Genomic DNA, 16,940 nt, shown 5'->3' with positions numbered 1-16,940 from the left:
TTCGTACACATGGCAAAAGATATTAAGTTTAGTGAAGAAGCTCGCCGCGCAATGCTTCGCGGTGTCGATGCACTTGCTGATGCTGTAAAAGTAACTTTAGGACCAAAAGGACGCAACGTGGTTCTAGAGAAAAAATTCGGTTCTCCGTTAATCACTAATGACGGTGTAACAATCGCTAAAGAAATCGAACTTGAAGACGCGTTTGAAAATATGGGTGCTAAGCTTGTAGCTGAAGTAGCCAGCAAAACAAACGACGTTGCCGGTGACGGTACAACAACTGCGACAGTTCTTGCGCAAGCAATGATTCGTGAAGGCCTTAAAAACGTAACAGCAGGCGCTAACCCTGTAGGCGTGCGTAAAGGTATGGAACAAGCTGTAAACGTTGCGATCGAGAATCTGAAAGAAATTTCTAAGCCAATCGAAGGCAAAGAATCTATCGCTCAGGTTGCTGCGATCTCTGCTGCTGATGAGGAAGTCGGAAGCCTTATCGCTGAAGCAATGGAGCGCGTAGGCAACGACGGCGTTATCACAATCGAAGAGTCTAAAGGCTTCACAACTGAGCTTGAAGTTGTTGAAGGTATGCAGTTCGACCGCGGATATGCGTCTCCTTACATGGTAACTGATTCTGATAAGATGGAAGCGGTTCTTGACAATCCTTACATCTTAATCACAGACAAAAAAATCACAAACATTCAAGAAATCCTTCCTGTGCTTGAGCAGGTTGTTCAGCAAGGCAAACCATTGCTTCTGATCGCTGAGGATGTTGAAGGTGAAGCTCTTGCAACACTTGTTGTGAACAAACTTCGCGGCACATTCAACGCAGTTGCTGTTAAAGCTCCTGGCTTTGGTGACCGCCGTAAAGCAATGCTTGAAGACATCGCTGTCCTTACTGGCGGAGAAGTCATCACAGAAGATCTTGGCCTTGACCTGAAATCTACTGAAATCGGACAATTGGGACGCGCTTCTAAAGTTGTCGTTACAAAAGAAAACACAACAATCGTTGAAGGCGCTGGCGAAACAGATAAAATTTCTGCACGCGTCACTCAAATCCGCACTCAAGTGGAAGAAACAACTTCTGAGTTCGACAGAGAAAAATTACAAGAGCGTCTTGCTAAACTTGCTGGCGGCGTAGCTGTCATCAAAGTCGGCGCTGCGACTGAAACTGAGCTGAAAGAGCGTAAACTTCGCATCGAAGACGCCCTGAACTCAACTCGCGCAGCTGTTGAAGAAGGCATCGTATCCGGCGGTGGTACAGCGCTTGTCAACGTATATAACAAAGTGGCTGCAGTTGAAGCTGAAGGTGATGCGCAAACAGGTATCAACATCGTGCTTCGCGCGCTTGAAGAGCCAATTCGTCAAATCGCGCACAACGCTGGTCTTGAAGGATCTGTCATCGTTGAGCGCCTCAAAAACGAAGAAATCGGCGTAGGCTTCAACGCTGCAACTGGCGAATGGGTAAACATGATTGAAAAAGGTATCGTTGACCCAACAAAAGTTACACGTTCTGCACTGCAAAACGCAGCTTCTGTAGCAGCAATGCTCTTAACAACTGAAGCTGTTGTCGCTGACAAACCGGAAGAAAATGCCGGCGGCGCAGGAATGCCTGATATGGGCGGCATGGGCGGTATGGGCGGCATGATGTAATCAAACGGCGAAAACCTTTGATATATTAGGGGTTTTACCGTTTTTCATCACCCGATTAGCTGAAAGAATAACAAAAAGATAATATTCATTGAGGATGCTTCCAAAAGTCTACTGGACTTTAGAGGAAGCATCCTTTTTTATTTATGAGGTGAAAAGTAGGTATATATTTTAACGTTGACTCCGCTTACCTTTTTCAATAATTGCATGGTAAAATATCAGTTTTTAGAGTAGTACTACGACGTTTGATTAATTTTCTCTTTATATTCGGGTATTTGATAAAAGTAGATTATATTTTTGAAAACAAAAACTTTCTTAAAGATTGTTCTTTATTTGTATATTAATTTAAAATATCCTAATTTTGCATTTATAAGTGTTTTAATGCAAAAAAGCCTATTGATGGAGTTTATCATCTTATGAATGAACCCTTTCTCAACTGAGAAGGGTTTTCTTGTCATACGCTTGCCACCTAGATATGAATACTATAAAAGAGGTGACCATAATGGATGAAATGATTCAGAAAGTACAACTGTGGGTAAATGCTGCTTACTCTGGAAAGCCTGGCTTCGTTCCAGCTCCTGAAAGTGGGAAAACTGGTTGGTCCACGATGTATGCTTTAACTAGAGCTTTGCAAATTGAACTTGGAATCTCTACACCTGCTGATAATTTTGGACCAGGAACTGAAGCAGCGTACCAATCCTGGGGGGAAATGGAAATCGGGCGTGTTCCTACTGATGACAAAGGAAAAAGAATTGTACTAATCCTTCAAGGAGCAATGTATTGTAAAGGTTACAATCCAACTGGATTTACAGGAACCTTTGGGGAAGGGACTAAAGCTGCAGTAATTAAATTACAAACTGATGCGGGACTGCCTATTCGTGACGGGAAAGTTTATTCCTATATATTTAAAGCATTTTTAACTATGGATGCTTATGTGCTCACATCTGGTGGTAATTCTAGAATTAGAGAAATGCAAAGAGATCTTAATTCAAAATATTACAAAACATCTGGAGTCCAACCATGTGATGGTTACTACCAAAGAGGGACTAATAAAGCTTTAATATACGGTATTCAAACAGAAGAGGGAATTGCTTCCTCTCTACAAACGGGATCAATTGGGCCTTCTACGACCAACCTTTTACCAACTCTGAGCATAGGGAGTACTAATGCAAACTTTGTTAAGCTTCTTCAATATGCATTATATGTAAATAATTTTAATCCAGGAGATTTCAATGGCCAGTACAGTACACTATTAAAAAATGTAGTAAGTGAATTTCAACAATTTGTTAAGTTACCAGCTGATGGAGTTACAGGAAAACAAACTTGGCTTTCTTTGTTGCAGAGTAAAGGAGATCCTAATCGTAAAGGAACAGCTTGTGATTGTATAACAGAAGTTACGTCTGCTAGAGCTAAAGCTTTAAAAAATGCAGGCTATGAAACTATTGGTCGTTATCTTGTAGACATTCCAGGGGGATTGGAGAAAAAAATAAAACCTGGTGAATTAAAAACTATTTTTAATGCTGGTTTAACTGTTTTTCCGATATATCAAACTTATGGGAATAATTCAAGACATTTCAGTGAAGCTCAAGGGAAAAGAGATGCTCAAGATGCTTTTACGGCTGCTAAAAATTACGGTTTTAAAAATGGAACAACAATATATTTTGCCGTGGATTTTGACGCTTTAGGAGATGATATAACTAACAAAGTTCTTCCACACTTTAAGGGTATTAATGAACAAATGAAATATCTGGGGAACCGTTACAAAGTTGGAATATATGGAGCCCGGAATGTTTGCAATCAAGTATCGGAGAAAGGTTGGGCAACAACCAGTTTTGTAAGTGATATGTCCACGGGATTTAGTGCAAATTTAGGCTACCCATTGCCAAAAAATTGGGCATTCGATCAAATTTCAACTATTAATGTTGGTTCAGGAGACAGTAAAATTGAAATAGACAATAATATTAAGTCCGGACTTGATAATGGAGCTTCAAGTCTTGATTTCTCAACTGATCTCAATCAAGAGCTATACAAGCAATTATATGAAATTCAACTTTTAGGACTTCAATATACAAACAATGATATTAATCAAGCGAATAAGCTTACAACCAACTATTATCGTCGCAAAAGATATGAATCACTAATATGGACATTAACTTCTGGCCAATTTGATAAAGACTTTGAGGAGTATGTTATTAATGCTGTAGGAGAAAATAGTTTTGTTTATGCAACTGATCCCGTTTCAAAATCTGAAGTTATTGATTTTCCTCATCTTATGGCTACATTATCTGCTCTATTGTATGCAAATCTTCCGTTAGTTGGAACTACACAGCAAGATTTAGCAGGGTGGGGTGGTGATTTATTTACTGTTGCTGCAGATGTATATAAAGATAGAGATAAGTATAGTGGCGACAAGGAAACAAGAACATATAAAGCTGCTTACGACTTGATCGGTACAAAAGCATCGGCTGGTAACTTTGATAATTCGGATTTCCTTGGAGATATCGATGCTATTAACATCGCACAGATCTTATTAAATAATAACACTAAGCCAATTTTAAATGCAGTTCAAGAGTATTATAATAGTCTTGTTTTCTCAAGATATAAACTATTTTATAAAAATAAATTTAATAGTAATGAAAATAATTTGAGACTGAATGCAAGTAATATCATGATTGGAGATAATCCTGATATTACAGCGGCAAGGGTAGCCCTAAGGGGTTCAATGCAAATGGAAGTCCCTTATTATACGGAAGAAGAGGGAGAAATTATTGCAAATGCTTTTGCTGATAAAATACTAGACCTTGTAGCAAGTGAATAGAAAATTTAGAGTAGAGTACCATACATTTTAAAAAATTATGGTACTCTATGTTTAAAGGTTTTAAAAAAATAAAATTTATAAATTGAAAATTTCCTTTCTATTTAATGGAAGGAAATAGAAAGGGAGAGAAATGACGAAGTATTTGGGGATAGTGTCGCTTATCATCCTTATAATAACATTGTATTATTTGCCCCGCACCCATTGGGCACTTGGAATTCTAGGAATTGTTTTGGGGAGTATTCTAACAATCATTGCACCTAAAGGGATGGCTAAGTATCTTTCAATTTTTATTCTGGCACTTTGTATTCTTTTACTCTTATTATTGATTGTAGCAGGCCTTTTGATGGCGGGGTTAGTGGGGAAGTAACCTTTATGTATAACCATACTACATTTGGCCAAAACTAAAATTTAAGAAGTATTCCAAAGCTATAAAAGTTTACTAAAAGTAAGACTAGGCTCTCAAAAACTCGACAGCTTTGAAGGCTACTATTTTTACAAAATGGATATTCCATTGCCGGTGTCTTTTTTAATATTACACACAAGAAATTCTCCCGGCAGAAGCTGCATTTGATTTGCTTGAGCAAATCGTACAAAGACTCTTTTTCATCATTATTAAGTTAAACCCTACTATGGTGAAATAAAGGACTCCGCTGATTTTATTCAAATGAAGTTCACGGATAACTTCATGGTATCCGGTTTAGATAGAAAGCTCGAAAGATAAATTTATATGATAGGGCGTAACAGATGGTTTCTTGGATCAAATATCAACGATATAATATTCTACACACTCACTATAAACTGGAAAGATGCGTTAGCTTTATAAAAATACCCAACTTCCAAGATATTTTTGATGAAATTGTGCTTCAGGCCATCAATCATAGTATATTAGGCGGACGTGTCTTATTCACTGACTTCACTTACCTTTCAGAAAACACTCTATATTAAGGTTCATGAAATATAAGAAACTTATAAATTTTAATTATTTTTTCAATAGAGAACATGGGAAGTAATGGATAAATTCGGGATTTATAAATCTTTTATTTGTGTATATGGATTTATTGGACACCTTGGCAAAGGTTTTATAGATGATACATCAAATTTTAAGCTTCATTTCAACTAGATTAAAAGCAGATTTTTTTTCAAAAGAATCTTAAATTTACATTAATATTAATATATTTCTATCAAACTTATTCACCTCTTAGAAGAAAAGTATGGAAAAATATTCGTTTTTTTAGGAGAATATGTTATTATAATTGTGGATTTAAAATAGTAAAAAGAAAAGAGGAATTCTAAAGATGAAAAAGTTAGTAATGACACTGTTTACAGCAGCTCTTTTGGGAGTTGTCATTTTCGCAGGTGGGTCAGAAGCATTAGCTATGGATTCGAAAGGTACAATCAAATTTAAAACAGATGCTAATACATATACGAAAAGAGCTACTTCAATTGTGGTTACTGGTACTTTGGCTAGGGATTTAGATAATGGTTTTGCAGTAATTTTATCAAACAATAAAGGAAAAGTAATAACCAGAAAGGATTTTTGGCATAGTATTGGTTCACGCAATTTTCGTGTGAGTTTTTCAACGAGAAATCTCCCTGCAGGAAAGTATGATGTGCATGTTGCACAGGATTGGGGAGGAAGATATTGGTCAGGTGAACTAAAACATTATATTACAGTACAGCATTAATGCGGATGTAATAAGTATTAACCTTTTGTTGTTAAAAAGTTTAACTTTCTGTCTTCTGTGAAATATTTATTCAAAAAAGGTAGCTTAATCAGTTTACTGTACTGATAAGATACCTTTTTTATCTTTAATAACAACAAGTACATGGGTATTTTTCAAAGCTATACCTCTAGCTACAATTGTAGTTGTCTTTTAAATGACAATACCCAATTGTTCCACCTCACCCCGAATCCCAATCGCAGGCTCCCACGAATCAATCAGACGAATCGCCTTTTGATTAGATTCCATAGCTTCCGCATGATCTCCTTTACGGTACAACAGCTGAGCCATCCCATAATAATAATAGATCAACTCAACCTGATTCGCGTTATGTTTGTCATAGAGCATCTGCTCAAAGGCTTCTTCCGCTTTCTCAAACAGATCACATTTCACGTAAGCCACACCCAAATTGAAGTAGGCTTCTATCGTTTTTTCGCCCCCATACATGGAACTGATTTGATTTGCCGCTTCGTATAATTGAATGGCTTCTTCATTATGACCTTTCACAAAGCTCAGATCTCCGCGAACCAATAGAACTCTGTGCTGAATCGCAGGGGAAATCGGTTCATCTTTGATTTCGATTAAAATCGCTTCTGCTTTTTCATGACTTCCGGCTTTTAAATACAGCCTCGATTGCAGTGCGAGTCCCCATACCTTTAGATCGTGAACGTCTTGCTCTCCAGTGTCTGATTGTTCCAGAGTTTTCAGGCCGGCTTCAATTTGTTGAAGCGCCCTGTCTAAATCATTGACTTCCATGAGTGCCCAGCCTGCTGTGTCGATTCGGAAGAAGGCTTCTCGTGTGTGTTGGCCTAATTGATGGGCGGCGTCGGCGGCTTTACGTCCGTATTCGATTCGTAAGGGCAGGTTGATTCTGCTTAGAAAATGGCTGATGCGGGTGATGAGTTCAATTAAGATTTCATTTTGTCCGGTTTCGCTTGACCATTTGATCACCTTTAGGATGTTTGGCCATTCTTTTTTGATTGGGTCTAAATCACGTCCCAGGAGATAGCTCCAATAGATAGAGTTTGGCTGTTCCCGCTTTAAATGGGTTTCCGCATAATGAATATAATAGTGCGCCCAGCGGCTGCGGGCTTCTTTTTCATACTTCTGATTTTCGGATAAGTGCTGTTCTCCGTATGCGACAACGGTTTGATGGGCGAAGTACTGTGTACTTCCTTTGCTTCGTTCGGGCTGAATCAGAGCAAAAGACCGCATTTGTTCAACTGCGTAATGGAAACGGCGAGCGTCTAATCCGGCCGCTGCCGCCAGGCTTTTTTCATCTGGCGGCTTGCTGAAAAAGCATAGCGCCTGCCATAGCTTCCGGGTGTCTTCATTGCATCTGTGCCATGTGCGCCCAAATAGAAAATCAAACAGATCTAATAGTGAGTAGCCTGCTTTTCCGAGCTCATGAATCAGCTGCTGAGCGGGCATGTCATCGTCTGACATATAGGCGATGCTGAGTGCCATGGCTTTCGGGTTTCCAGCAGTTGCTGAAATGAACTCGCTCTTCAGTTCTGGAGACAGTTCCAGCAACTGCGCTAGCTTTTCTCGTTTAGTTGGGTCGTTGCCCATTTGCAGGCAGCGGTTCACTTCTTGATGAAAATATTCCAGGGCATCTGTTTGTTCAAGTCCGCTCAGCTGGATAGTTACCATTTCTCCGAAGCCTTCCCGATAGGTTTGCTTCAAGTTTTCACGTGCTGTGAGGAGGACTTTCACGCCTTGGGGCAGGCTGGTGATAAATTCGTGAATGTCTCTTTCAGCAGTGTCTATGCTGTCCACGATCAGCAGTATCGGTTTTTCTCTGGTGTAATTGGCTAACGCATTGCGGACGACGAATCGTTTTTCATTGATTGATTTATCGATTTGTTCAGCGCGTCCGAGCTGGTATGCAATCGTATTTAAAAAATCGCTAAAGCTTAATCCTTTCCAATCAGCACTGAGCCAGATGATGCTGTTGAATGCCGGCCAATCTGAGGAATCGCCGATACAGGAATAGGCTGCTTCTAGAGCAGTTGTCGTTTTTCCCGTGCCTGCCCATCCGGTAATTAAACAGACGGGTGATGGGGAAAGCATCCATTGCCGTATCGCCTCGATGTCAAATCTCCGTCCTATAAAGTGACCCGACCAGCGTGACGGTAAGTTGTGTGTCAAAGGCATCTGTTCTGTAAGCGCATTCGTTTTATGGTCGAGAATATCGGGAAATAAACGTTTGACTGTTTTTTCAATATCTTGATCAAGCGGTGCTCCGAATGAGTTGTCCTGCCGTACTATTTTTGCTTTTTTAAGACATGAGGCCGCCCATACAGGCAGTGCAGGTTTGATTACCGGTATAGTGGTGGTCTCAAGCAGGTCAGTAAACCACTGTATATTCATATCGGTTTTTTCTAGAATGATCCAGATCATTCCGAACAGTTTTCCGTTTTCTATTCTTCCGGGAACATAGTTCACACCCATCTGTCCGATCCAGCTTTTAATCGTGTTTGGGGAAACTCCCAGCTGGTGTGAAATGTTGTCTAAATAAGACTGTCTTGTTTTTTCGTTCTTATTCCTTCTGACTTTATAATCTGGATGAAGTTTTAATGACTTTACGCCAGATGCCAGCAATTCCGCAAATTGTTTTCGATCTTCAAGTTCAGCCATAAAACCTGCACCTCCTATTAGTACTATTTTATCAATCCTGCTAGTTTTGTATATGAAAAATCAAAAAGTACAGTGCGGCTGTCCTTTTATACAGCATGAAAAGCTGTTGAACATTCTGAAAAGCAGATAAAATGAGGACAGTAACAGAAAACGCAAAAATGTATGCACTTACATTTCTTGATGAAGCGGCCATATGTCGTTAGAAGTATTCATAAAGAAAGGAATTTGCCGTAATGACTCACACAGTACCTAAAACCATGAAAGCAGCTATTATGCATAACACAAGAGAGATCAAAATTGAAACATTGCCTGTACCTGACATTAGTCAGGATGAAGTGTTGATTAAGGTGATGGCTGTCGGGATTTGCGGATCGGATCTGCATTACTATACAAACGGCAGAATAGGCAATTATGTAGTGGAGAAGCCATTTATCCTCGGACATGAGTGCGCGGGAGAAATTGCAGCTGTCGGCTCGTCTGTTGATCAATTCAAAGTCGGTGACCGCGTCGCTGTTGAACCTGGTGTTACGTGCGGGCGCTGTGAAGCGTGCAAAGAAGGGCGTTATAACCTTTGTCCGGATGTACAGTTTTTGGCCACACCGCCGGTAGACGGCGCGTTTGTACAATATATCAAAATCAGACAGGACTTTGTTTTCTCAATTCCAGATTCACTTTCCTATGAGCATGCTGCCTTGATTGAACCGTTTTCTGTCGGCATTCATGCAGCGGCGAGAACGAAGCTTCAGCCAGGATCAACGATTGCGATTATGGGGATGGGCCCTGTTGGGTTAATGGCTGTTGCGGCAGCTAAAGCATTTGGGGCAGGCAAAATTATTGTGACCGACTTAGAGCCGCTGCGGTTAGAAGCTGCGAAAAAAATGGGAGCTACTCATGTGATCAATATCCGTGAACAGGATGCTCTTGAAGAAATTAAAAAAATCACAAATGATAGAGGCGTTGACGTTGCTTGGGAAACAGCGGGGAATCCTGCGGCACTGCAATCTGCATTGGCTTCTGTACGACGCGGCGGAAAGCTTGCGATTGTCGGTTTGCCTTCTCAGAATGAAATTCCGCTAAATGTGCCATTTATCGCAGACAATGAGATTGATATATACGGCATCTTCCGTTATGCCAATACGTATCCAAAAGGAATTGAATTCCTTGCTTCGGGTATTGTTGACACGAAGCACCTTGTGACGGATCAATATGCGCTGGAGCATACGCAAGAGGCGCTGGAGCGGGCACTGCAATTTAAGAATGAATGTTTAAAAGTGATGGTTTATCCGAATAGCTGAGTGAACAGGGAGAATCTCGTATTCTCCCTCTTATTTACTAGATTTGTATTCAATATTGAAAACGGATTCTTGGGGTGGAAAAGATGATTCAAACAGAAAAAGCAACGGTAATGAAGGCGAAACATCAAACAAAATCCAGTGCCGGTCTGTCCTGGCTTGAACGAATCGGATACGGCTTCGGTGATATGTCGTATAATATTGTGTTTCAATTTGTAAACGCATACCTGCTGTTTTATTACACGGACATCGGCGGCATACAGCCTGCGGTCATCGCTACATTATTTCTTGTTGTGCGGGTGCTGGATGCTATTTTTGACCCGATTATGGGGGTTATTTTAGATAAAACGAACACAAGGTGGGGAAAGGCAAGGCCTTATCTGCTGTGGGTGGCATTTCCTTTCGCATTATTTACTGTCCTGTGTTTCACCACTCCTCACTTTGGAGCAACGGGAAACATCGTATATGCGTATATTACCTATATTCTGCTCGGCATGTCCTTTAGTATGCAAACGATTCCAGTGAACAGCTTAACGGGACGGATGACGAATTCTGTAAAAGAAAGAACGGTATTAACAACGACTCGTATGATCTTGGTTTATGTCGGAATCCTTCTATCCATCTCCTGCGCAACACCGCTTGCAACAGCTTTGGGAGGAGAGAACCAGGCATTTGGGTTTCAGATGACAGCTCTCGTCTATGCCATTGTAAGCATCGCTTTGAATCTCTTTAGTTTCTTTACTGTGCGTGAGCGGATTGCGCCTAAGAAAACAAAGAAACAGGGAATGAAAAAGACATTATCCGTTTTGTTTCAAAACAAACCTTTGCTGATTCTAACGTCATCATTTTTAGCATTTGCAATCGGGTTTAATATTAAAATCAGTACAATGGTGTACTACTTTACGTATAACGTGAATCAAAAGGAATTAGTGTTCTTTGGAACCGTTTTATTTTTTGGCGCAGCCCTCATCAGTAACTTGTTTATTCCATACTTTTCTGAGAAGTGGGGCAGGAAAAATGTGATGGTCATATCGGCTGCTTTGTCACTGATCTCGTATGCAGGTCTGCATTTTACGGCGTATTCTTCGGTGACGCTCATTTTCATCTGGCTATTTGCTTCAGGGTTCTTTACAACCCCTTTAAATACGCTTGCTTGGGGAATGGTTGCCGATTGTGTTGATTATGCGGAATGGAAGACAGGGGTTCGTGCCGACGGAGTGGTGATTTCCAGTATGAGTTTTATCAATAAGTTAGGTGTTGCACTGGCCGGTTCGTTTTCTGCCATCTATTTAGGAATCGCAGGATATGTGGCGAATACTGATCAAACCGTGACGTCACTGAATGCGATTAAACATATGAATGCCTTAATTCCGGGTCTATTTATTTTACTCTCTATCATCATCATAGCCTTTTATCCTTTAACTGAAAAAAGATATAAACAGATCATTACTGAGCTTGAGAAGAAATCCAGGTAAGTGAATATATTTAATATTTCTAATATTCGATGTAGAAGGTTGTATTTATGACTGAAAGTAATATACTGAGACTGTAATATAGAATATGTAAAAAGAGTGTGATAACATGCGAAGTCAGTCTGTTGTTTGTATTGGGGAGTTATTGATCGATTTCTTTTGTACCGATGTGGACGTTGATTTAAAGAAAGGGCGTCAATTTTTAAAAAGTGCCGGCGGCGCCCCGGCAAATGTGTCAGCGGCGATTGCCAAGCTGGGAGGGGACGCTGCTTTTGCAGGAAAAGTAGGGAAGGATCCCTTTGGGTATTTTCTGAAGCAAACGTTAGATGCTGTTCATGTGGATACCTCTATGCTGGTGATGGATGAGAAAGCACCTACAACGCTTGCTTTTGTTTCATTAAAGAATAATGGAGAGCGCGATTTTGTTTTCAATAGAGGCGCGGATGCTCTGTTTACGATCGAAGATGTCGATCAGGATAAAATGAATCAAGCGAAAATCCTTCATTTTGGCTCAGCGACGGCATTGTTATCTGATCCATTTTGTACAGCCTATTTACGGCTTATGTCCATTGCGAAGGATAAAGGGCAATTTCTTTCATTTGATCCTAACTATCGAGGGGATTTATGGAAGGGAAGAGTCTCTGAGTTTGTTAGTGCTGCAAAAAGAGCCATTGCTTTAAGTGATTTTGTTAAGGTGAGTGACGAGGAGCTGGAGATCATCACTGGGGCGAAGGATCATGAAGAGGGCGTCAATATTCTCCATGGTATCGGAGCCAAGATGGTTGCCGTGACCCTTGGGAAAAACGGAACATTGCTGTCTAATGGCAAGGAACATGAAATCATTCCGAGTATTCCTGTCACTTCGATTGATTCTACAGGAGCGGGAGACGCTTTTGTCGGAGCGGCTTTGTTCAAATTAGCTGGTACAGATAAGATTCAATCGGCAGAAACTGATTTTGAGCAGCTGCGTGATATCGTGTCTTTTGCCAATAAGGTGGGCGCTCTTGTCTGCACTAAAATTGGAGCGATTGATGCACTGCCGCATATGGAAGAGATTGAAGCTTCTTTACCTTTGTAATAAAAATAGAGGATGTTTCTTAAAAGTCTTTTTGACTTTTGGGAGGCATCCTCTTTTTTACCCCTTACTCTTGTGCAGGCCACTTACGCGCACCCGCTTGAACAATGCCCAAAAGCAATTGCCGCCGTTCTTTTAAAGATTTGACCGCTGTTCGAAATGTTTGCTCCGATAGGGTTGGTATGCCGCAATCCCTTAGCTTCAAGAGGCTGGGCTCCGGCGGTTCTTGTTCAGCCGGATGGATATATGCTGTATGAACGGTGTCTAAGTAGTTTTTGACACTTGAGCGCGCTTCTTTTATGTGCAGCTGATTCGGAAGGTACTGCTTTGGAATGCCATACGTCAAAATGGTTAACGCTTCATCCAATACAGTGACTGCAATGACGGAAGATTCCTCGCGCTGTGTGCTATGGTAAAAATGAAGAATGGGGAAGGCGTTATGCTGAGCGGTCAGCTTTCCCAGCTCTGAAGAAAATGTGACGAGAAGCAAATCCATGTCGTGAAAATGTCTTCCGTTCCACGCAGTTTGGACAATCACTGTTCCGTTATGCCCAAGACTCAGTACGCTCTGGGCGAATGAGCGCTTTTGATTAACCGCACTCAAGACAGAAATCAAGTACGTGACAGAAAAAGTAATCGTGAGCAGACCTTCAGCTGTAGCACCGACTGTCACAAGCTTCCAAAGGTCACCGTTCGGTGTAAGGTCACCATTTCCTAATGTAAACATCACATATCCAGAAAAATAAGCCCGGTCTGACCAGGAGGCTGGTTCTTTACTTTGAGTAACTACGAGAGAGTGAGGATCACTTGAGAAGATAAAAGTCCAGCCGCTCCAAAATAAACCGATCCACACCAATAATGTCATGCATAACAGCAGCGGCCCTGCCGTACTGAGAACCTTTGCGTGATCTCCGCTGATCTTACGGAAGCCTTTCCACAGCCATGCAGACAAACATCTTGTGATCGGACCGGCTCCGCTCTCAAGCCATAATGTTGTCCATATAAAATCAATCATCCCCGCTGCCAACAATAAAATTCCTGCAAAGATATAAATCTCATTCAATTTTATTGCCTCCTCCTATTCAATAAGAGCCAGCCATTTAGCCATCTTTATTTTCCTCTTCTATTTCCTTTTGTCTTGAATCTGAAACAATCATTTGAATGTTTGAGCAGCGAATCATGCAGAGAAGATTTGTGCAGGAGAAGTTACCCAACACTTACTCATTTTGATGAAGACAGAAACGAAACAGAAATTTACATATAATACATACTGATTCCACATTTCCGGCAAGAAAAAAGTTCAATTTCCTCTTAAAGTGGTCAGTTTACTGACATGAAGTTAAGGAATTTTCAGAAATTTTTATTGACTGAAAGCGTTTTTGAAATTATGATAATATCAGAAGTGACAAATATATCACTATGAAATTACTATAACAACACTACAAAGTGACTATAAGATGACAATTCATTAAGTCAGACATCAAAAATATACCCATTGTTGTTTAGTAATAAATGAAATCGCTTCCAAATCAATTGACTTCATCACATGCTGAAAAGAAGGGAAGGTTATGAAGCCAGTGAAAAAAGACATTTTGAACTTTTTTCTGCGGCCTGCTCACGGCATTTGAGGAAGGCGGCACCCTAGAATACGTTTTTGAAATACGCAGTGACCGATTTTGAAAAAGACTGGGGGAAACGGTATGAATACAAAAGGCAGTCAAATGTCATTTTTACGCACAATTATTTTAGTTTCGACTTTCGGCGGGCTTCTCTTCGGTTATGATACCGGGGTATTAAATGGAGCTTTACCATATATGGGTGAGCCTGATCAGCTTAATCTCAATGCTTTCACAGAGGGGCTCGTCACCAGTTCTCTTCTTTTGGGAGCTGCACTTGGAGCTGTGCTTGGCGGAAGAATGTCTGATTTTAACGGACGCCGTAAAAATATTCTTTTCCTCGCCATTATATTTTTTATCTCAACGATTGGGTGTACACTGGCTCCAAATGTAACAATCATGATCATCTCCCGTTTTGTGCTTGGAATTGCCGTCGGGGGCGCATCAGTGACGGTGCCTGCTTATTTAGCGGAAATGTCACCTGTGGAAAGCAGAGGACGGATGGTGACCCAGAATGAATTAATGATTGTATCCGGACAGCTGTTGGCCTTTGTTTTTAATGCCATCCTCGGGACGACAATGGGAGACAGCTCCAATGTATGGAGATTTATGCTCGTGATAGCGTCTCTTCCGGCCGTATTCCTGTTCTTTGGAATGATCAGAATGCCTGAGAGTCCTCGCTGGCTTGTTTCAAAAGGAAGGAATGAAGATGCTTTAGGGGTTTTGAAGAAAATCAGGGATGAAAAACGCGCTGCTTCTGAGCTGGCTGAAATTGAATCCGCTTTCAAAAAAGAGGATAAGCTTGAGAAAGCTACGTTTAAAGATCTTGCAGTGCCGTGGGTGCGCCGAATTGTATTCATAGGAATCGGAATTGCGATTGTACAGCAAATTACGGGTGTAAACTCCATCATGTATTATGGCACTGAAATTTTAAGAGATTCCGGATTTCAAACGGAAGCAGCACTGATCGGGAATATTGCCAATGGTGTGATCTCCGTCCTGGCTACGTTCGTCGGAATTTGGCTGCTCGGTAAAGTCGGTCGCCGGCCGATGCTGATTACAGGGCTGATCGGAACGACAACGGCATTGCTGCTGATCGGGATATTTTCACTTGTGCTGGAAGGATCGCCTGCGCTTCCGTATGTGGTTCTGTCATTAACGGTTTCGTTTCTGGCGTTTCAGCAGGGTGCGATTTCACCAGTGACATGGCTGATGCTTTCAGAAATTTTCCCGCTGCGCCTTCGCGGTCTGGGAATGGGTGTTACGGTATTCTGCTTGTGGATGGTCAATTTCGCAGTCAGTCTGACTTTCCCTATTTTGATGGCAGGCATTGGGTTATCAACAACGTTCTTCATCTTCGTTGCGCTGGGAATTTGCTCGATTCTGTTTGTGAACAAGTTTTTACCGGAAACAAAAGGTCTTTCGCTTGAGCAGCTTGAGGAAAGCTTCCGTGCTCATGATCGCAGTGAGGTTAAAGAAGAGTCCGGCGCTGAAGTGATTGGCTAAGTGGAATAAAAAGAATCCGCACTTGAATGCGGATTCTTTTTTTGTATGTTTAGTTTGGTCTGACAAGAATTTTCACTTGGTTTTTCTCTTTGATCAGAGCTCCGAAGCCTTCTTCGATTAAATCGTCTAAGACAATCTTTTTCGTAACGAGTTTATCAGCTGAGAAATAGCCTTCTTTCATTAATGACAATACAGCTGGGAATACGTCACGGTACCCGATGATTCCTTTCACTGTACGCTCTTTGATTACGATATCGTTCGGATGAATTTCAGCGCCTTTTTCCCAGATGCTGACGATCACTGTCTCACCGGCGATTGTTGTAGATTGGATCGCTTGGCGCAAAACGACTGGAACCCCGGTTACTTCAAAGGCTACGTCAACGCCGCCTCCTGTAAGGTCTGCGATATGTGCCACTACATCGTCTGTTTTGGACGGATCCACAATAATGGCGCCGAGCTCCTCAGCTTTTTGCTGGCGTTCAGGTGAGAGCTCAACAGCATATATTTCAGTAGCACCCGCAGCTTTCAGCGCTTCAATGACAAGAAGTCCGATCGGGCCGCAGCCGAATACAGCCGCTTTGTCACCGGCTTTGATTTTGCTTGAGCGGACAGCGTATAAAGCGACCGCAGAAGGTTCAACGAGTGCGCCTTGTTCATATGATAATTCCTCAGGAAGTTTGAATAACAGCTCTTCATCTACAGAAACGTATTCAGAGAATCCGCCGCCGCCTCCGGCTAACCCGAGGAATCCCATTTGTTCATCAAGGTTGTACGCACCCTGATGTCCGTGTGTTGCAAAAATCGGTTCCACAACGACTCGGTCTCCGACTTTATAGTTTTCAACGCCTTCCCCGACTTCAACAACTTCACCGGAGAATTCATGCCCCATTGTGACAGGTGCTGTTTCTTTTGTTAAAGGATGGGGTTTGTCCACCGGGATAAAGATCGGGCCTCCTAAATACTCGTGTAAATCACTGCCGCAGATGCCGCACCATTTGACTTTGATCTTGACTTTTCCCGGTTCCGCTTTTGGCTCTTCAATATTTTCAATACGGATATCCTTTTGGTTATGCCATCTAGCTGCCTTCATGGATTACCACTCCTATATCTTTTGATATGAGTAATTCCGCACCGATCAATATGAACTGTTCACAAAATC

At 41.4% G+C, this 16,940-nt stretch carries 10 protein-coding genes; 7 read left to right on the top strand and 3 right to left on the bottom strand.

Annotated features, from left to right (window positions below; genetic code table 11):
* The first annotated feature begins 9 nt into the window (after positions 1-9).
* From groL to H7F27_RS17595, 3 genes are all read left to right on the top strand, one after another.
* A complete protein-coding gene (groL, locus tag H7F27_RS17605; RefSeq protein ID WP_185848227.1) occupies positions 10-1,644 on the top strand; it encodes a chaperonin GroEL in 1,635 nt (544 codons plus the stop codon).
* Positions 1,645-2,143: 499 nt separating this feature from the next.
* On the top strand, positions 2,144-4,459 hold the full coding sequence (locus H7F27_RS17600; protein WP_024120414.1) for a glycoside hydrolase domain-containing protein: 2,316 nt from the start codon (positions 2,144-2,146) through the stop codon (positions 4,457-4,459).
* 1,295 nt (positions 4,460-5,754) lie between these two features.
* Positions 5,755-6,144 (top strand): hypothetical protein, encoded by a 390-nt coding sequence (locus H7F27_RS17595; protein ID WP_024120416.1) that lies wholly within the window; start codon positions 5,755-5,757, stop codon positions 6,142-6,144.
* A 189-nt stretch (positions 6,145-6,333) separates the two neighbouring features.
* Here the strand turns inward: H7F27_RS17595 and H7F27_RS17590 are convergent, their stop codons facing one another.
* Complete coding sequence (locus tag H7F27_RS17590) at positions 6,334-8,820, bottom strand: NB-ARC domain-containing protein (protein WP_185848226.1); 2,487 nt, start codon at positions 8,818-8,820, stop codon at positions 6,334-6,336.
* 233 nt (positions 8,821-9,053) lie between these two features.
* Between H7F27_RS17590 and gutB the strand changes: the two genes are divergently transcribed.
* The 3 genes from gutB (at position 9,054) to H7F27_RS17575 (ending at position 12,662) form a co-directional block, all read left to right on the top strand.
* Positions 9,054-10,115 (top strand): sorbitol dehydrogenase, encoded by a 1,062-nt coding sequence (gene gutB / locus H7F27_RS17585; protein WP_185848225.1) that lies wholly within the window; start codon positions 9,054-9,056, stop codon positions 10,113-10,115.
* 83 nt (positions 10,116-10,198) lie between these two features.
* Positions 10,199-11,587 (top strand): glycoside-pentoside-hexuronide (GPH):cation symporter, encoded by a 1,389-nt coding sequence (locus H7F27_RS17580; protein ID WP_101861368.1) that lies wholly within the window; start codon positions 10,199-10,201, stop codon positions 11,585-11,587.
* A gap of 106 nt (positions 11,588-11,693) precedes the next feature.
* The gene (locus H7F27_RS17575) at positions 11,694-12,662 is read left to right on the top strand and encodes a carbohydrate kinase family protein (protein WP_024120420.1); all 969 of its coding nucleotides are present in this window, start codon (positions 11,694-11,696) and stop codon (positions 12,660-12,662) included.
* A gap of 64 nt (positions 12,663-12,726) precedes the next feature.
* Here H7F27_RS17575 and H7F27_RS17570 read toward each other — a convergent pair whose 3' ends face one another.
* Positions 12,727-13,722 carry a potassium channel family protein gene (locus H7F27_RS17570; protein WP_101861367.1) on the bottom strand — a complete coding sequence of 332 codons (996 nt, stop codon included), beginning with the start codon at positions 13,720-13,722 and terminating at the stop codon, positions 12,727-12,729.
* A gap of 637 nt (positions 13,723-14,359) precedes the next feature.
* Here H7F27_RS17570 and H7F27_RS17565 point away from each other — a divergent pair.
* Complete coding sequence (locus tag H7F27_RS17565) at positions 14,360-15,781, top strand: sugar porter family MFS transporter (protein WP_185848224.1); 1,422 nt, start codon at positions 14,360-14,362, stop codon at positions 15,779-15,781.
* Positions 15,782-15,830: 49 nt separating this feature from the next.
* Here the strand turns inward: H7F27_RS17565 and bdhA are convergent, their stop codons facing one another.
* Positions 15,831-16,871: a (R,R)-butanediol dehydrogenase gene (gene bdhA, locus H7F27_RS17560; RefSeq protein WP_024120423.1), complete on the bottom strand. Its 1,041-nt coding sequence runs from the start codon at positions 16,869-16,871 to the stop codon at positions 15,831-15,833.
* Positions 16,872-16,940 lie beyond the last annotated feature (69 nt).

Source organism: Bacillus sp. PAMC26543 (genome assembly GCF_014250375.1).
Classification (GTDB): Bacteria; Bacillota; Bacilli; order Bacillales; family Bacillaceae; genus Bacillus; species Bacillus halotolerans.
Note: the sequence above shows the minus strand (reverse complement) of the source record. Positions and strands in the feature narration are given on the sequence as shown.